Here is a 17,758-nt window from a genome sequence, read left to right as displayed (position 1 = left end):
ACAGCAGATGCAACATCCTTGTTGTTTGTCTGCTTAGTGCCAGACGCGGATATTTATTACAACGCGGTGTATTCATCAACTAATTGCAGCCAATTCACTTTCAATCTTTATGCATCAGCCTGGTCAGCATCTCGCAGAAGGCTTCGCTTGCTGGATTAACGCGGTGTTTATTCAGGCGTAGCAGGCAATCAACCGACGGCAGAGGCATCAATTTCTCAAGTTCAGGCACATTACAAATGGCTTTATCAACACTGCATTGATTGAGTATTCCCACCCCCAGCCCGGTGGTTATCGCCGCAAGCATACCTGCTACTGAAGGACACTCCAGCATCACAGCAAATGGAATATTTGCCTGCCGAAGTTTCTCCTCAGCCAGGTTACGATAATAGCAATCCGGTCCCCAGGTAATAAGCTTCAGGCTCTTATCCGAGTCATGTCGCCAGGCAGGCGTTGCATACCAGTATAATTTTTCACTCCACAATACCTTATCTTCCGTCGATGCCGTGCCCGTGAAATCCTGATGTAAAATGATCTCCAGACTTCCTTCAGAAAAATGCTGACGCAGGAGATGACTTTGCTCCACCACCAGTTGTATATCCACCTCTGGATGGTGGTGAGTGAAGGTTGAAATCACCCCGCATATTTCAGTCATTGAGATGTGTTCAGTGACCCCAATTCGCAGCTTGCCACGCAGCGCCGAAGGCGAAAAATAGGCTACGGCATGATCGTGTTCAGTGAGTATTTTTTCCGCATGTTGCAGCAGAACGCTGCCCTTTTCTGTCGGAACGGCTTTTCCGGCGATGCGCGTTAGTAGCTGGCATTGAAGTTGATCCTCAAGCCGTCTGAGCTTCCAGCTTACAGCGGACTGGCTCAGGTTGAGGAGTAATGCGGCCTTACTCATATTGCCCGTTTGCAGTACGGTCCGGAACACTCTGAGTGAGTCAACGGAGAGTCGTTTATTCATTTTTGTATGACAAAAGTAGGATTACAGCGGGAAAGAATGTCACTGGTGTCATATTCAGTCAACGGATAGCCTGACTGAAACAAACACAACGGAGAAAGCCGATGCCCGCTAATAACCCATTACTGAATGACGACGTTCTGATAAATGGTTGTCGCATTGCGACCGGAGTCCATGGTTCAGGAACACCTCTGGTGCTGGTTCATGGCACGCCCGCACACTCCATAATCTGGCAGTCACTGGTGCCGGTATTTGTCGATGCGGGTTTTCACGTTCATCTGTATGACCTGGCTGGGTTTGGCGCATCAGAGCGTCCTTTGACGGCTGATACCTCGGTTACCGCTCAAGTCAGTTTTCTGCTGAAACTGCTTGAACACTGGCAGCTCGAAAAAACAGATCTTTTTGGTCACGATATCGGCGGGGCCATTTCACTCAGACTGGCGTTCGACAACCCATCCCTTCTGAAGACGCTTACGATTGCCGATATTCCCAGCTACGATTCCTGGCCTTCGCCCACATGGAGAGATATGCGGGATAACTATGCGGATTATGCGCTGATTCCCGCCACTGAGCATTACCGCGCGATGAGTCGCCAGTTAAAGATGGCTGTTTTTAATAAGCATCTTATGACAGAGCAGCGGCTGGAAAATTATCTTGCACCGCTTTGTGGTGTGGTAGGGCAGCCTTCATTTTATCAGCATCAGGTTGCGCACTATAATGAATGTTACACCAGTGACTTTGCAGAAAAATTGCCGCAACTCCGGCTGCCAGTACAGATTTTATGGGGCGCCGAAGATGAATGGCAACCCGTTGAGTATGCAAGGCGTTTGCAGCGCGACATCGTCTCTTCCACGCTGCATATCTTTGAACAGGCCGGACACTTTTTAATGGAAGATGTCCCCTTGCCAGTCGCCGCACAGGTAATTGATTTTGTTAATCAACATAATATGAGGTAGAGCCATGATCCTGATCGGAATGCTGGATTCACCCTATGTCAGACGGGTTGCTATTTACATGAAAGTATTGGGTATTCAATTCGAGCATCGCCCGCTTTCGGTATTCGGCGATTTTGATGCCTTAACGAAAATTAACCCGGCCGTTAAAGTTCCAACGCTTATCACAGATGATAATCAGGTGCTGATCGATTCCACACTAATTATTCATTACCTTGAGAAATATTGCGGTCATTCGCCTGCACCTAAATCAGCGTCCGGAGCGGAAGAACGCCGGGATCTGCATCTTACTGGCTTCGCCCTGGCAGCCTGCGAAAAAGCGGTGCAGATTGTGTACGAACAGCGTCTCAGGCCGGAAGAAAAACAGCATCAGCCCTGGGTGGATCGCGTAACTCAACAATTACATGGCGCCTGGCAGACGCTGGAGAACGGGCTGCGGGAAAGTCATCCTGACATGCTGTCCGTGGCCGGTATCAGCATCGCAGTGGCCTGGAGTTTTACAGAATTGATGCTGCCGGATACTGTCAGCCGTGCGCTGTACCCGGAATTGGCCGGGTTTACATTGCTAGCCGAACAGCGACCGGAATTTCTGGCAACGCCTTTGATTTAATGAGGATGGGTTTTGTATATAAGAGCCCAATGATGCCTTACCTAATGTATAAAGAACTTATAGCTTTAGAATTAGTCGATAGCAAAAGGTGACTCAATGAGCACCAATTGAATATCTTCATACAATATAAATAACTCTTAATAAACTAATAAAGGCAAATAAACGTAACATCCGCTTTTTGCATATAACGGGCAATGCTCTGCTCTATGCCAGAAACGGACGTTTATGATTTTGAATTAAGCATAAAAGTGCATACGATTTCAGAAAGCATTAACTTCCCGATACGGATTACAGAGACAGGCCTGACTCAGTAATAAAAACGATAAAGCAGCGTATTCTCGATGAGAGATATCGGCTGGCCGGCCAGAGTGCCGAGAAATACCCCTGCCTGGTACAGTAACCGGGCAATACCTCTTTCAGTTGCCCCGAATCCAAAGATTCACGTACGACAAAATCGGGCACATAGCTGATACCCATACTGACTGGTCTGCTACACGGATAACAACAATATATGAGTCAGCACCTGATGTCATACTGATGGCTTACGGTTAAACGTGACGGCCGGATTGAGAAATGAGCGATTGAAGAGCGCGAAAAATCTTAAACTTAATCTGATGTTCATCCTGTTAAGTGGCTGAAACACACAGCTAACGCGTTGCGCATATAGATAAATACATTCCCCACTGGAACGATTAACCTGCCACCTGCTGGCCTTTCCTTAAGTCAAATCCGCACCCCACCGCCATGATCGGGTTACACGTCAGTTATTGATAGTACCAGCGAAAACTGGAGTGAAAATAACGCGCGTTATCGTAACCTTAGAACTCTACATTTTTCATTCAAAAACAGTAACTTCTCCTCTGATTACAGTTCGCCTATGCTGGCTGCTCATTAAATTTCACTTCAGAAGGATCTGTTATGTTTGTTGTGCCCGCATCCTACAGTGCAGAGGCTGTTGAGTGCCTTTATGAAGTCATCGGCATACTCAACCTGAACGGCGTACGCTGCCACGTTATCTTTGACAGTCAGGCATCCCGCGCCGCAGTGATCCAGGCGGATGCGACAGAGGAACATGGCGAAATGCGCCATCCTGTGCTGGCCGTGCTGGAAATGGAACGCGTAACGAGTATCAACACTATACTGCGCATCAAATCGTTCTGGACCGATTCCGAGGGCGCTCAATCAGGTGTGGAACCAGGCACTCTGGCAAAAGCGTTATATAAGGCGCTGACAACAAAGAAACATATCACGCTGGTGGGATTGTAGGCATTCTGAAGCCCGTAAAGTACGGGCTGTAACTGTCAGGTGTTGAGAGAGATACACGCCGGGGATGAGCATGATAATTCCACAGGTGCACAAGAGTACTTAATGCTGATCCGCGCATCCTGCCCGATCGGGCGTCCGATGCCCGTGTGAAGATTCCGCTTTATTATTGACGTGTTGATACTGCTCTGTGTGAAGAAACAGAGAATGCCTTGCTGAAGTCCCGGATGCGTTCCTCACGTCCCACGGCAAGGGCAAACAGCACGCCACCCACAATTGAGAACAGCCCCAGAACACCCCATGCCAGCGTCATATCAGTGCCGCCACCCAGATGCTTGAGGTATCCGGCAACAAGGGGGCCGCCAGACTGTCCAATGAAGTTGCTGCATGCGCCGACAAAAGCCACCGCAGGAACCGCTTTCTTTGTCGGGAGAATTTCAGTCAGCCTGACGTAAACCAGCGGCACCAGCATCTTCATTGTCAGGCCGACAAACATGAACAAACCTATCTGAGCCCAGTAATATGACAGCGGCACAAAAGCGGCAGCCAGTAATGCCACACCACAGAGGACGGTGGGAATAGCGGCATGCAGTCGTCGCTCCTGGTTGTACTTATCTGAACGCCGGGTGATATACCAGATGCCCAGCATCGTCATCAGGAAAGGCATCCCGCTGATGAGACCAACCATAAATTCACTGAGCGTGCCATACCCTTTGAGAGCTGTCGGCAGCCAGAGCGTAAAACCGTAAGCGAGCATGCTATGCAGGGAGTAGCCGATCAGCATCAGCCAGAGGGCCGGTATTTTGAGAATGGTCCACCAGGGATCGGATTTCTCATTCCTGTAGTTTGACTGCTCAGCGGCCAGGTCTTTCTGGATATAATCCCGATCTTCGGCACTCAGCCAGCTAGCGGCCTGAATACTTTTAGGAACCAGATAAAACCAGATGATGCAGAACAGCCAGGCCGGTGCACCTTCAATTACCATCATCAGGCGCCAGTTATGATGTGCAAGGATCCAGCCAGATATCGGACCGGCCAGAAACGCGCCCGCACCCAGCTAAGATTCCAGATTCCGAATGCCCGGCCCCGCTCAGGCTTCATAAACCACTGGGCCAGGAACATGGCCGTGGCGGCCTGAATTGGACCTTCAGCGATGCCCAGTAAGAAACGGATCGCTACCAGTTCACCGAAGTTACGCGTCAGGCCGGTAAGCATTGCGCAGGCCCCAAACAGAAACAGGCTGATGCCTGGTATTTTCCGTGATCCAAAACGGAGAGCCAGCCATCCTGCGGTAAACTGCGTGGCGACGTAACCCCAGGCAAATGCGCCGCCAAGCCAGCCGGCTTTAACAGGACTCAGGCCCATTTCAGCTGTTATATGGGGCAGCGCCATGCCTATATTCACCCGATCAAAAAATGAAATGGTATACATGATGAATACAGCAGGTAATATGATTGTCCAGCGTTTATTTCCGATAAGCGCATTACCCTTGAGAGTTTTCTCACTCATGATAACTTCCTCATTTAACACTGTGGCAGGGGGAGGAAATGCTGATTTCAGATTCTTTTAAATATCAGTCAAAATTTTTTATTCATTACCCGAAGGATGTTACGGAGAAATGAGCAGCCTGAGAGCAAAAGGCGCGGATAAACAGGCAAGACGTCAGAATTCATGACTGGCTCTAAATGCCTGATATTTATAAAAACTCCCAGGGCATATTTAATCCAGCAAGACTATCTGAATGTCGACAATTGAACGGATGGCTGATATACCCCCAGGCAGAGTTTATGCTTAAATCAAAGTCAGCTCTTCAACCAGAAATTATTAATAACGCTACCGTTTGTCAGTTCAATAACGCCCTCTCCTCTCAGATTCAGATAAACTTATTCTCGCTGAGGCGTCAGGTTAATTAAGAGATTGATATTTTCCCGCAACCCCTCAACTTAACGAGGGGCGCAGTGACATTAAACATGCCGTAATGTAAGCGGAAACTTATTCAGCCAGCGCCCGCATTTCTTTAATGAGGTCTGATTTGCCTTCGAATCCGATACCCGGCAGTTCCGGCATAATAATATGGCCATCTTCAACTTTCACCGAGTCCGGGAAACCGCCGTAAGGCTGGAAAAGATCGGGATAGCTTTCGTTACCACCCAGACCGAGGCCGGCGGCGATATTCAGGGACATCTGATGGCCGCCATGAGGTATGCAGCGTGACGGTGACCAGCCAAACTGCTCCAGCACATCCAGTGTGCGCAGATACTCAACCAGCCCATAGGAGAGCGCGCAGTCAAATTGCAGATAGTCGCGATCCGGACGCATACCGCCATACCGCAGCAGGTTTCGCGCGTCCTGATGTGAAAAGAGGTTTTCGCCCGTTGCCATTGCGCCTGGATAGAACTCCGACAGGGCTGCCTGCAGAGAATAATCGAGCGGATCGCCAACCTCTTCGTACCAAAAGAGCGGATATTCACGCAGCATTTTTGCGTAGGCAATACCGGTTTCCAGATCAAAGCGACCATTAGCATCAACGGCGAGGCGCGCTTCGCTGCCGATTTCTTCCAGTACGGCCTCAATACGGCGGCGGTCTTCGTCCAGAGAGGCACCACCGATTTTCATTTTCACAACGTTATAGCCGCGGTTCAGGTAGCCGCGCATTTCCTGTCGCAGTGCGCCAGGGTCTTTACCCGGATAGTAGTAACCCCCAGCCGCATAAACGAAGACGCGCGGATTAGCCTCAACGCCCTTCATTTCGGCCAGCAGGCGGAACAGCGGCTTGTTTGTAATTTTTGCCGTTGCATCCCAGATGGCCATGTCCAGGGTTCCCACTGCAACTGAACGCTCGCCATGACCACCAGGCTTTTCGTTGCTCATCATCACAGCCCAGACTTTATGCGGATCCAGGTTGTTACCTTTGGCATTCAGCAGGCTTTCGGGATCGGCTTCCAGGATGCGGTCACGGAAGCGTTCCCGGATGAGGCCACCCTGGCCATAACGGCCGTTAGAGTTAAAGCCGTATCCCACTACACGGCGCCCGTCGACTTCAACATCTGTCACAACGGCGACCAGGCTTGTCGTCATCTTGCTGAAATCGATGTACGCGTTACGAATAGGGGAAGCAATGGGTTTGGTAATTTCTACAACATCAAGGATGCGCATGATCTCTCCGGTAGTTCTCAGTCAAAGACTGTTTTACTAAAATACCTACGCAATCAGTTATGTCATGCCATCTGTTTATCGGCATTCATCGGCACAATGAAGTAGCGTAGTGTTAAAGGACCTGATTGTTCTGTCTGCTATTATCCTAAGCAGTACGTGGGTTCCGTTCTAATGCCAAAGAGGCAGCCTGTAATGCAAAATCGGCATCACCTGGAGTTAACCTGGCTTGAAGACTGTATTGCGCTGGCGCAATCACTCAATTTTTCCCGTGCGGCAGCTTCACGATATGTGACACAGCCTGCATTCAGCCGCAGAATCGTCTCGCTAGAAGAGTGGCTTGGCACGCCAATTTTTGAAAGAAATCGTCGGGGCGTCAGCCTGACCCGCGCCGGAGAGGTTTTCGTCAGGCAGGTGCCGGAACTTATTCGTGCGCTTTATACCCTGAGGAGTGAATCTATCGAGGCCGCAGGAGAGGCCCGGCCGGATGTTATTTTTTCCGCCACGCATGCCCTGTCATTTTCTTTTTTTCCGGCACTGATGCGTAACAACGAAAAAATTGCCCGCTTCGGATCTTTTCGACTGTTATCAGACTCATTAAGTGCCTGCGAACGCATGATTGAGAAAGGTGACGCGCAATTTCTGCTTTCTTATTACCATCCTCATATGCACATTCATCTCGATCAGTCGAAATATCTCAGCGTCCGGCTTGGACAGGAAGTTTTACAGCCGTATTCACGATGCGATCCGACAACGCGTGAGCCTCTATTCCATGCGTCAGGCGGTAAGAAGTTTCCTTTCCTCTCCTATTCTGCTGAATCCGGCCTGGGCCGCATCCTGTCTAATACCTCACAGGTTAACCGGGCCAGACGCGGAATGGATATTGCTTTCACGGCCGATCTTGCTGCCACCTTACTCGCCATGGTCAAAGCCGGAGACGGCATCGCATGGCTGCCGGAAACACTGGCAGCTCAGGATGTTGATGCTGGCTCGATTGCCGTTGCAGCTAATAAGGAGAGCGCACTCTGGATACCCATAGAGATCCGGCTGTTCAGACCCGCAGCGAGGATGTCCCGGGCGGTAGAAGCGTTGTGGGAAATTTTCTTAGATGGCCAAATCTGAGCGGAAAACCATTTTGCGCTAATCGCGACGACATCTGAAATGAATAAAGCGAGAACACATCAGAACCACAAGCTGACGCTCTAAGTGGCCTGACAAGCAGAGTAGCACAAACTACCCATATCAATATAAACACCGCTTGCCTTCATGCGACCGACCGGAGATTAACTAGCTTGCGCTGCGGTTTCCCGGTTTTCACGCATGACATCGACTGGGTAAGACGTCCCAGGCACTATAAGCAGGTAATCGGGATAACCGATGATGGGAATGAAATCGGGTATTAAATCAAGTGGGTTAAACAGTATAGGCTGCGACAGTCAACGCCAGCACTTCAGCGAGCATCGGCGTGCGGAGATCGCGGGCGGCAAGCCATAACGCGTGCAGTCCCGTTTGATGTCTCACACCCATTGTCTGGTGTCAGCAATAAGTTTGATACTCACTAACAGGCATTAACTTATTGAGACGTGCTTACTTTACGCTTCCGCACAGTTGCTCTCTGACAGGCACAAGCTTCGTGCTGAAACTAAGCGCCGTTCTCTGTCACTCAACAACGTTCAGTGCATTAGCATCCCAGGCTTTCATCGCGGTTGATACCGCCGAATCGAGTTCATTGCCGGTTGCGCCATCACGGGCTTCAGTCGACAGGCCGATCTCAAAACTGTGAAGGGTCGTGGCCAGCGCGCGCACGTCGGTATCGAAAGCCAGGAGTCCCGCCTCTTTCGCTCTTGTGACACATCGCAAAAATCCCGCCCTGGTCCGATCGCGCTGCGCTGCCAGAATCTCACGAATGTGCTCGTTCGCTGGCGAACAAGTATTAACGGATAGCGCAATCAGGCAACCACTGGGATGCCCCTGTTCTGTCTGCATTTTTGCAGAACGACGCAACGCCAGTTCAATAGCGTCACGGGGTTCAAGCGTGTCATCCCATAGGCAATCGTTAACCTGACCAAAAGTCGTCATATAACAATCGACAACCTCCTCAAACAGCGCTTCTTTTGAACCAAACGCGGCGTAAAAACTTGGGGCGGTGATGCCGTTGCCGAGGTTTGACTTGAGCATGGCAAGCGAAGTGGACTCGTAACCATGCTGCCAGAAAAGGGTCATCGCCTGACGAATTGCCTCTTCCCGGTCAAATGTCCGTGGGCGTCCCATCTGAGCCATATCCGCTCCTTTTTCGCTTATCGTATATAAATACTAATCGATACATATATACTTGACAAGCCTCAGTGTGCCCTATACTTTCTGATATATACCGATCGGTATATATATATTGTAAAACCCGTTATCCGGAGGGTTTCGCAATTTTTAGTCGTTACAAACTAAAAAAGGGGCCAACGTGCACGCCAATACAGTATTCAGTGAGACCACAACACAACGGGGTCTGCCAATGGCTTCCCTGCTGGCATTTGCCATGACAGGCTTTATTGCCATCCTGACCGAGACCCTTCCGGCGGGTTTACTTCCGGAAATTGGAATGGGTCTTGACGTATCTCAGGTGATGGCGGGTCAGCTGGTCAGCATTTATGCGCTGGGTTCGCTACTCGCGGCAATCCCTCTGACGGTTCTGACCAGTGGCTGGCGTCGTAAAAAGGTACTATTACTCGCCGTAGGTACCTTCCTGATTTTCAACACTATTACCACCCTTTCGTTCAGTTACTGGCTGACGATGGCAGCCCGATTCATGTCGGGTGTGGCTGCAGGACTTGCATGGGGAATTCTGGCGGGCTATGCCCGCCGCCTCGTTCCTGCTGAAATGCAGGGCCGCGCTCTCGCTATTGCTATGGTTGGAATACCGGTTGCCCTGTCCCTTGGAACCCCGGCTGGCGCATGGCTTGGCAGCACGATGGGATGGAGAGTCCCCTTTGGTATCATGGCAGCATTGGCAGTCATTCTGTTCATCTGGACATGGGTGGCGGTTCCTGACCTGCCGGGACAGCAGGCCGACCGCCGACTACCGGTATGGCAAGTTTTCCAGATGCCCGGAGTCAGACCTGTTCTGGCGGTTATCTTTCTATGGATGACGGCACACAATATTCTTTATACATTCATCGGACCGTTCCTGCAGTTGTCGGGGCTGACCGGAAATGTCGGGCTTATCCTGCTGATTTTTGGCATTGCGGCACTTATTGGCATCTGGATAACCGGGATGCTGGTGGATCGCCATCTGCGCAATCTGGTTCTGCTCAGTCTGGCGGCACTGGCGGCGGTTTCTGTGGCACTCGCCGCAGGCATGCGGGAACAGATTGTGGTCTTTCTGGCCGTCATCGTATGGGGATGGTCGTTTGGCGGCGCGTCAACTCAGATGCAGACGGCTGCCGCTGATGCGGCAGGCAATCATGTCGATGTCGTTCAGGCAATGGTGACAACTGCCTGGAATCTGGCTATCGCAAGCGGCGGCGTCATTGGTGGTCTGCTTCTCAATAATGCCGGTGCGGTATCTTTCCCATGGGCGCTACTGATCTTTATGGCTGTTGCGTTGATTATCGCCTGGTGCGCGAAAAAGCATGCTTTCAGGCCCGGTGCAAGAGAACCTTTAGTAAAATAGTAACTTCCAGGGACGTCCGGAACGGACGCCCCGTTTTGGCACCAACCGCCTGCTTTGGATATCTAAAAGAGACCTCAGTTATTTAAGTCGTCCATTTGGGCACTCTTTAAACAGAACTATCGGATTCGTTGCTTCCCGAAATATTCTTTTGTTTTTTGTCTGGAAGACAAGCCATTGAGATAATGCCAGTGAGTACGATGAGTGAACTCATGCCTGCAAAAGCAACCATCAGACTCGCAGCGGCGGCCAGTCCGGAAAGGAGACCAGAAAGTGCTTCAGCAGTATTAGCCAGGGTAGAAAACGTGCCGAATGTCTTGCCTGTGTTCTCTGCAAAAGACCAGGACTGTATGAGTGTCACCAGAAAAATATCAACGAATGCACCACTCATACCAAGGACGAATGCTACCGGCAGCAGAGCCTCGAGCGAATAGAGGGCAATAAATGACATTAAAACCAGTAAAATTCCGTAAAAGAACCAATTGCGCATAACATTCAATGGTGAAATATTTATGGCAAACCGTCCGTAAATGAGACCCCCGGTAATTGTGCCTGCAGCCATTAGAGAAAATATCCAGCTGGTAAATATCTCCCCATTCCCCTGACTGACAGCTACAGCGGGGATAATAAAACGAAGTAATGATCCGGTAAAGAGAATACAAACAGATGAACCAAAAATAGCAATAAATAAGCCAGGAGCTTCCTGAAATAAACTTTTAATGCAGGATAGATTCTCCTGATATACTTGTTTCAATCTGAACGCCGACGTTTTATTCTGTGAATTTTCTGAAAACATACAAAGTATAACAATTTAAATTGCATACGTTAATGTATTGAACATCAGCACCCAGGGCTTGTCTGCCAATGAGAGTATAACTGAACAGTTGATGCGCCAATTGTCTGCCATCCAGCCACCAGCGGAGCCGAAAAATAGAAAAGGAATAAAACGAAAAAAAATAGACGCAGCCGGCAAGAAGATAATTATTATGCGTGTTCTCGAGCACAATAAAAACAAAAACGACCTCATATACATGATCGCCCAACTTCGAGATGAAAAGAGAAGCAAGTAACGTGCGGAAATCTTTAATTTTCAGCCAGTTCATAGAAGTCTATTCCAATATTAAAATCTGAAGCACCTGGTGCAGACACACCCTCTGCAAATTCGATTATGCTAACGTCCCTGAGCATGTAATGTGAGTTTATGTGGGCAATAAACGACGAAGCAAAGCTGAGCGCTATGCCCATACCAATACACATATGCATGCCCGTGCCGAATGATAGTGGCTTTTCTTTTCGCTCCGCAATAAAACGGAATGGGTTATCGAAGACTTTTTCATCGAAGTTAGCCAGTGCCGTGTAAAACATGACTCTGTCACCTTCTTTAAGGTTCTGGCCTCGGAAAATCAGGTCCTGAGCTATTACTCTACCTACAGAAAGAACGGGACTGTATAAGCGAGAAGCTTCTACAACGATATCCCGAACATTGACTGTATTCAACTTCAGGTTGAATTGAGAAATGGCTCAGAGCGCAGCGACAATGAGTGGCATAATGCTGTCGACTTTATCAGCCCCATAACCTCATTGACTACTAATCTTTACGGCAACGCTCTGGCCCCTCTTACAGAGATGCCTCTAAACTAACAGACATTATTCAATTTGTTGATATTGAAGCGCCGCCTGTTAACTCACAGCAAAATATTTCTCCCTGATATTATTACGTTTTTTAGTTAAAAACCTACTGCCCAAGCTGCGTGTTGTAATTAGCGGGCACCCAGCGATAAGCGTTACCTTCATGCTGCACATGGCCCAGGCCAGGGAAGGCGATATGCGCCGCTGCCACCCAGTAGCCCTTATCTGCAGCCTGTTTCAGTACCCTTTCACGTGTAGTGATAGCCTGCTTCTGATTGACATCAAAATGGATGGCCACTTCAGGATCGGGCAATTGCACCGCTTTGGCATGGATGATATCTCCCCACAGCACCAGGGTCTGACCTTCACTCTCTACGCGATAAAGTACGCTACCCGGCGTGTGCCCAGCTGTCGACTCTGCACGGATTCCCCCCGTTAATGTGGCTGGTGCCATAAACGTTTTAAGCAGGCCAGCATTGATGACTGGGCGAAGAGTCCGTTCAGATTCTGCAAAGGTATGGGCCTGACTGGTCTCTACCCTGCTGACGTTAGCCGGATTAAGCCAGAAATCGACATCCCGTTTATCCACGAACACTTCGGCCTTTGGAAAAGCAGGCTTGCCCGCGCGTGAAACACCGCCTGAATGATCGGCATGAATATGGGTTAAGAGTACGGCATCGATCGACTCTGCCGGATAGCCAGCGGCGGCCAGATTAGTCAGCAGATGTCCGCCATTGTGTCCAAAAAGCTCACCGGCCCCGGTGTCGATTAAAATGCGCTTTTTACCATCATCGATAACGAAGGCATTGATTGATGTTTCGGCCTGCGGCGTCATCGAATCTCTGGCCATTGCATGGTTTAGTTTTTCAGGCGAAATGTTAGTCAGTAATTTATTCAGGGGAACGGTTACCGTGCCGTCGGAAACCGCGGTAATGCGTAATTTCCCCAATGTCATCCGGTAATAACCCGGAGCTTGCTGATCCCGTACAGAGGTCTGTTCGGCAGCATAGACCGGACTGAACGCGATAAGAGACGCCACCAGCATCAGTAAAATTTTCATAAATATCTCTCCAGAAAGTTTCATCACAACGTGGTGGGCAGTATCATTACGCAACCTGTATCACTCAAATTGATTAAACTGATGCTCACTATCAGAGAAAATGATTTTCATCGAATCGACCTGAATTTACTGACGGTGTTGTTGGTTCTGAAGCGGGAAGGCAGCGTGTCGCGTGCGGCAGAAAAGCTGCATCTGGGTCAGCCAGCAGTCAGTAATGCACTGGCCCGATTGCGGCTAATGTTCAGCGATCCACTGTTTGTGCGCACGGCGAAAGGCATGGAGCCTACCCCGCGTGCTGAAGCGCTGATCGCTGAGCTGGGCCCGTTAATGGCACAGATGCAGAACGTATTGTTTCAGCCAGCATCCTTCACGCCTTCTGAGGCGACACATGTTTTTCGGATGGGGATGAGCGACTGGGTTGAACGCTGGCTGATGCCGGGACTGTATGCGCGCATCACACGCACCGCTCCCGGCGTGACGCTTCAGGTTACGGCCAGCGATCCCTTCCGGGATGCGGAGCTGGTCGCGCGCGGAGAGATCGATCTTGCCATTTCGGTTGGCGAGAGCACACCCGCCACGCTCCAGCGCGAGAAAATTGTGTCACACAACTTTTGTACGTTGTGGCACCCGGAACAGCTTTCGTTGCATGCACCGCTGACGCTGGAGGATTATGTGGCGCATGATCATCTGCTGGTTTCCTATCGCGGGGCGAACTGGAGCGCCATCGATGACCAGCTTGCGGCATCAGGAAAGGCCCGTTCGATTCGCTACGTGACGCCGCATTTTTCCTCTCTGCCTCCGCTGCTGGCGCGCGCACCCGCGTTAGCCACCGTTCCCGCTGGGCTGTCGGATGAGTGGGTGACGCATTACGGCTTATGCTGTAGCCCGGTACCCATTGAAACACCGGAAATAGCCCTGTCACTGCTCTGGCATAAACGGCTTGATAACGATTTGTCACTGCGCTGGCTCAGGGAAGAACTGCGTAGCGTGATGACAGAACGAACCTGAATAAATTACGGCCTAATTATTTGCTCAATAATCCATTCGCGAAATATTTCCATCGACTGGGTCATCTTTCTGGCTCTCTGCCAAGTTAACCAGTACCCATCATGACCAGAATAAATATTAAATGGTCTGGCGAGCAAACCTTGCTTTATTTCCGTTTGAAACATGACATCAGGTGCCAGTGCCAGGCCGCCAGTGATCATCACAGCATCAATAATAAGGCGTGAAGAATCGAATACAGGTCCATTAATTCTGAATGGGGAAATACCCGCCGCAGCAAACCAGTTATCCCACTCTTCAAGACGGTAAGAACGTAATAACGTCTCGCCGGATATATCACCAGGTTTTGTCAGTCTCTTCGCCGTTTCAGGCCGGCATAACAGGGTCAGCGGCGCATCCAGCAATAGCTGGTTATGCGATGACGCCCATTTACCCGAACCGTATCTTATAGCAAAATCCACTCCCTCTCCGGCAATGCTTACGACATTGTTGTTCGTCTGAATACTCAGTTCGATAGCGGGATGTCTCTGCTGAAAATCTTCAATTTTTGGTAAAAGCCAGCCCAGCGCAAAGGTGCCCACACAGGATATCGTCAGTGCCTCCCTGACTTTACCTCCTTCAAACTGACGATAAGCCTTCTCAATACGATGAAATTCTTCTGAAATTTTTGAGAATAGCAACCGCGCCTCATCGGTCAACTCCAGGCCCCGGGAAAGCCTTTTGAACAAAATCACCCCTAATTTCTCTTCCAGCAGCCTGACCTGCTGACTGACCGCAGCCTGAGAGACAAAGAGTTCCATGCCTGCCCTGGTAAAGTTGAGGTGGCGGGCAGATGCTTCAAATGCACGCAGCGCATTGAGTGGGATATCACTTTTCAAATCAGCCCCCAGAAAAACTTATGACTGGCATCAATTTATACCGTTTTTTCTTACAAGGAAATTGATTTATTTTGGGGCAAATAATTTAAGGGATGCATTTTTTCTGCGTGACTTAAAAGACCCCATGATTTTACTAATGCCAGAATAAGGTAATGCAAGATGATAAACTTTAAAGGAAGCCTGACCGGCATGTTACTGATGGCCGCAACAGGTTGTTCAGTGTCAGCCCATGCTGCTTTTGACCAGCTAACGCTAAAGAGCCAGTTTGAGACACTGGAAAATAAATCTGGTGGCAGACTCGGCGTTACGGTCGTTGACACATCCGATGGTTCTGAATATTCATGGCGGGGCAATGAAAGATTCCCGCTGTGCAGCACAAGTAAAGTAATGGCAGTAGCATCGATATTAAAGAAAAATGAAAGTGACCATAGTTTGCTTGATAAGAAAATTCATATAAATAAAAGCGACATGGTTAATTATAATCCCATCACCCAGAAACATATCGGCTCATCAATGACTGTTGCTGAACTGAGTGCTGCGGCGTTGCAATACAGCGATAATGCCGCGATGAATAAATTACTTGCGTATCTGGGTGGCCCGCAACAGGCTACGCATTTTGCCCGAACAATCGGCGATAAGGCTTTTCGCCTGGACAGAAAGGAACCAGAACTCAATACAGCAATCCCGGATGATGTGCGTGACACTACGACTCCTTCAGCGATGGCTGACACGCTTAATAAGCTTGTTCTCGGCACCGCCCTCAAAGGAGAGCAGCGAGCCAAACTGTCAGAATGGATGAAGGGCAATACAACAGGTGCAAACAGTATTAAAGCAGGCCTGCCGGCTGACTGGATAGTGGCTGATAAAACCGGCAGTGGTGACTATGGCACAACTAATGATATTGCCGTCATCTGGCCGAAGGATCAGGCACCCATCATCCTGACGACCTACTTCACCCAGAAGGACAAAGACGCGGTCGCGCGCAAAGACGTACTGGCCAGTGCGGCAAAACTAGTTGTGGACGCAATCAGTAAATAATTAGCTTCAGCTTCAGATAATCGGCTCAGAGTGGGCCGATTATCTGGCTTTCGCCCCGCTAACCCGCGCACCAGCGAAATACCACTTCAACTCAAAAACTCAGTACCTCGCCCGGCTACTGCTCAGGTGCGGAAAAAAGGCAGGCGACGGCAAGGCTTCCGGGGCTGCTGGCTCAGCGTTCAGCATGCGCAAAAACGACTCAGCCCAGTGATGGCTGTCGTGCATATGCAGTCCCTTCATAAGACGGGCATGCAGAGACCGCCGTTCGTGTAACGGCATCTGCAATGCGCGATGTACCGCACTGGCCATTGCATCAGGATCATAAGGATTGACGATGATGGCACCCTCCATCTGCCCGGCTGCACCGGCAAACTGCGAGAGGATAAGCACCCCGGGATTTTTCGGGTCCTGTAAGGCGATATACATTTTGGCCATCAGGCTCATGCCTGCCATCAACGGCGTCACCAGCGCAACGCGTGAGGCACGATAGATGCCAGCCTGCTCTTCGCGGCTGTAGCCATGAGTCAGATAGTTCACCGGATACCAGTTCATTGTGCCATGCACGCCATTAAGCTCCCCACACAGTGCTTCCAGAGCGTGACCGAGTTCTGACGCATCATGTGCGTGTCCGGCTGCAGGAGGCGCCAGCTGCAACAGCGTGATATTTTTCTGGTAGCAATCATGTTTTCGCAGCAGCACCTCCAGGGTGCTGATTCGGTAAGGCAGACCTGAACTCTCATCAAGATGGCCGCCGCTTAGCACGGTATTTTCGGGCAGGCTTTCGCGGCACTGCATCTCCATGTAAGCACAGCTGTTGCTATCACGCAGAGACTGGACATCGTCAAGGTCAATTCCGACAGGAAACACACCCACCCTGATAATCCGGCCATGAACACGAAAGCTTTGCGCCTCCAGCCGTTCTATACGGAATTCGCTCTCCAGCCAGACCAGGAAGTTATTCATATCCTGCACGGTCTGAAAGCCAATCAGATCACAACATAACAGAGAGTCAGTGAACCAGCGCCATTCGGGTATGGTTTCAAACATTCTGCCAGCGGGGAAAGGCTGATGCAGAAAAATACCCACTAAGTTGGTCAATCCTTCTTCACGGATATAGGTGGCACAGCCTAGCAGATGGTAATCCTGAATCCAGATAACATCGTCGGGTGCGGCGTTTTCGCAGATGGCGCGCGCATAGGCTTTATTGATGTTTTTATATTCCTGATAGCCGCTGGCGGAAAAACGAGCCATGTCCGGACGCTGATGAAAAACAGGCCAGAGCCCTTTGTGAATATAATTGTGGTACCCCTCATTAAGCTCGCCAGGCGTATACGGGAAGGTCACGGTTTCATACTGACCCATCTGCTGCAAGGCGTAGGGTCTTGACGCATCCGGAGGCATCACCCTGCTTTCACCATCCCAGCTAATCCAGACGCCTCCCTGACGGGAAAGGATGCCGTCATAAATTGCAGTAAGCGTCGAACGTTGACATTGATTATGCGAAACAAGAATAAGGCCTGACATGCTGTATTCCTTAAGAACCCGCT

Annotated in this window: 18 protein-coding genes and 1 pseudogene; 7 read left to right on the top strand and 12 right to left on the bottom strand. The window is 50.0% G+C overall.

All coding sequences use genetic code 11. The annotated features are described in order from the left end of the window. Nucleotides 1–100: 100 nt before the first annotated feature. Entirely contained in the window at nt 101–964 is an 864-nt protein-coding gene (locus OK412_RS06370; RefSeq protein ID WP_264352884.1) for a LysR family transcriptional regulator, read from the bottom strand. Between the two features lie 101 nt (nt 965–1,065). Here OK412_RS06370 and OK412_RS06365 point away from each other — a divergent pair, with 101 nt between their 5' ends. Together OK412_RS06365 and OK412_RS06360 are read left to right on the top strand one after the other, a co-directional pair. Beyond that, entirely contained in the window at nt 1,066–1,917 is an 852-nt protein-coding gene (locus tag OK412_RS06365; RefSeq protein ID WP_264352883.1) for an alpha/beta fold hydrolase, read from the top strand. A gap of 4 nt (nt 1,918–1,921) precedes the next feature. After that, nucleotides 1,922–2,524: a glutathione S-transferase gene (locus OK412_RS06360; protein ID WP_264352882.1), complete on the top strand. Its 603-nt coding sequence runs from the start codon at nt 1,922–1,924 to the stop codon at nt 2,522–2,524. A gap of 288 nt (nt 2,525–2,812) precedes the next feature. Here the strand turns inward: OK412_RS06360 and OK412_RS06355 are convergent. Continuing rightward, nucleotides 2,813–3,001: pseudogene (locus tag OK412_RS06355) on the bottom strand (LysR substrate-binding domain-containing protein); the annotation flags it as partial. 441 nt (nt 3,002–3,442) lie between these two features. Here OK412_RS06355 and OK412_RS06350 point away from each other — a divergent pair. Beyond that, entirely contained in the window at nt 3,443–3,790 is a 348-nt protein-coding gene (locus tag OK412_RS06350; protein ID WP_031591685.1) for a hypothetical protein, read from the top strand. A 163-nt stretch (nt 3,791–3,953) separates the two neighbouring features. On the opposite strand, the gene OK412_RS06345 is transcribed toward OK412_RS06350, so the two are convergent. From OK412_RS06345 to OK412_RS06340, 3 genes are all read right to left on the bottom strand, one after another. Then, complete coding sequence (locus OK412_RS06345) at nt 3,954–4,802, bottom strand: MFS transporter (RefSeq protein ID WP_413629116.1); 849 nt, start codon at nt 4,800–4,802, stop codon at nt 3,954–3,956. Beyond that, nucleotides 4,775–5,296: an MFS transporter gene (locus tag OK412_RS23515; protein ID WP_413629114.1), complete on the bottom strand. Its 522-nt coding sequence runs from the start codon at nt 5,294–5,296 to the stop codon at nt 4,775–4,777. Before OK412_RS23515 ends, OK412_RS06345 begins: the two co-directional genes overlap by 28 nt. A 483-nt stretch (nt 5,297–5,779) precedes the next feature. Next, entirely contained in the window at nt 5,780–6,943 is a 1,164-nt protein-coding gene (locus OK412_RS06340; RefSeq protein WP_264352881.1) for a mandelate racemase/muconate lactonizing enzyme family protein, read from the bottom strand. A 192-nt stretch (nt 6,944–7,135) separates the two neighbouring features. Between OK412_RS06340 and OK412_RS06335 the strand changes: the two genes are divergently transcribed. Beyond that, on the top strand, nt 7,136–8,062 hold the full coding sequence (locus OK412_RS06335) for a LysR family transcriptional regulator (RefSeq protein WP_022624384.1): 927 nt from the start codon (nt 7,136–7,138) through the stop codon (nt 8,060–8,062). Nucleotides 8,063–8,223: 161 nt separating this feature from the next. Here OK412_RS06335 and OK412_RS06330 read toward each other — a convergent pair whose 3' ends face one another. Both OK412_RS06330 and OK412_RS06325 read right to left on the bottom strand, forming a co-directional pair. Beyond that, nucleotides 8,224–8,328 (bottom strand): hypothetical protein, encoded by a 105-nt coding sequence (locus OK412_RS06330; protein ID WP_228312790.1) that lies wholly within the window; start codon nt 8,326–8,328, stop codon nt 8,224–8,226. A 271-nt stretch (nt 8,329–8,599) separates the two neighbouring features. Further along, the gene (locus OK412_RS06325) at nt 8,600–9,220 is read right to left on the bottom strand and encodes a TetR/AcrR family transcriptional regulator (protein ID WP_022624385.1); all 621 of its coding nucleotides are present in this window, start codon (nt 9,218–9,220) and stop codon (nt 8,600–8,602) included. Nucleotides 9,221–9,395: 175 nt separating this feature from the next. Between OK412_RS06325 and OK412_RS06320 the strand changes: the two genes are divergently transcribed. Next, a complete protein-coding gene (locus tag OK412_RS06320; RefSeq protein WP_264352880.1) occupies nt 9,396–10,604 on the top strand; it encodes an MFS transporter in 1,209 nt (402 codons plus the stop codon). Between the two features lie 106 nt (nt 10,605–10,710). Here the strand turns inward: OK412_RS06320 and OK412_RS06315 are convergent, their stop codons facing one another. From OK412_RS06315 to OK412_RS06305, 3 genes are all read right to left on the bottom strand, one after another. After that, a complete protein-coding gene (locus OK412_RS06315) occupies nt 10,711–11,355 on the bottom strand; it encodes a hypothetical protein (protein ID WP_264352879.1) in 645 nt (214 codons plus the stop codon). A gap of 329 nt (nt 11,356–11,684) precedes the next feature. After that, the gene (locus tag OK412_RS06310) at nt 11,685–12,098 is read right to left on the bottom strand and encodes a cytochrome P450 (protein WP_220477908.1); all 414 of its coding nucleotides are present in this window, start codon (nt 12,096–12,098) and stop codon (nt 11,685–11,687) included. A gap of 238 nt (nt 12,099–12,336) precedes the next feature. Further along, nucleotides 12,337–13,290, bottom strand: coding sequence for an MBL fold metallo-hydrolase (locus tag OK412_RS06305; protein ID WP_264352878.1), 954 nt, complete (start codon nt 13,288–13,290; stop codon nt 12,337–12,339). Nucleotides 13,291–13,371: 81 nt separating this feature from the next. On the opposite strand from OK412_RS06305, the gene OK412_RS06300 reads away from it, so the two are divergent. Beyond that, the gene (locus OK412_RS06300) at nt 13,372–14,298 is read left to right on the top strand and encodes a LysR family transcriptional regulator (RefSeq protein WP_264352877.1); all 927 of its coding nucleotides are present in this window, start codon (nt 13,372–13,374) and stop codon (nt 14,296–14,298) included. A gap of 5 nt (nt 14,299–14,303) precedes the next feature. On the opposite strand, the gene OK412_RS06295 is transcribed toward OK412_RS06300, so the two are convergent. After that, the gene (locus tag OK412_RS06295; protein WP_010670421.1) at nt 14,304–15,173 is read right to left on the bottom strand and encodes a LysR substrate-binding domain-containing protein; all 870 of its coding nucleotides are present in this window, start codon (nt 15,171–15,173) and stop codon (nt 14,304–14,306) included. 198 nt (nt 15,174–15,371) lie between these two features. Here OK412_RS06295 and bla point away from each other — a divergent pair, with 198 nt between their 5' ends. Further along, nucleotides 15,372–16,211, top strand: a complete 840-nt coding sequence (bla, locus tag OK412_RS06290; RefSeq protein WP_413629115.1) for a class A beta-lactamase — start codon at nt 15,372–15,374, stop codon at nt 16,209–16,211. 99 nt (nt 16,212–16,310) lie between these two features. On the opposite strand, the gene OK412_RS06285 is transcribed toward bla, so the two are convergent. Then, nucleotides 16,311–17,735: an alpha,alpha-trehalose-phosphate synthase (UDP-forming) gene (locus tag OK412_RS06285; RefSeq protein ID WP_264352876.1), complete on the bottom strand. Its 1,425-nt coding sequence runs from the start codon at nt 17,733–17,735 to the stop codon at nt 16,311–16,313. Between the last annotated feature and the right edge of the window lie 23 nt (nt 17,736–17,758).

This window comes from Pantoea sp. JV6 (assembly GCF_025910055.1).
Classification (GTDB): Bacteria; Pseudomonadota; Gammaproteobacteria; order Enterobacterales; family Enterobacteriaceae; genus Pantoea; species Pantoea agglomerans.
Note: the sequence above shows the minus strand (reverse complement) of the source record. Positions and strands in the feature narration are given on the sequence as shown.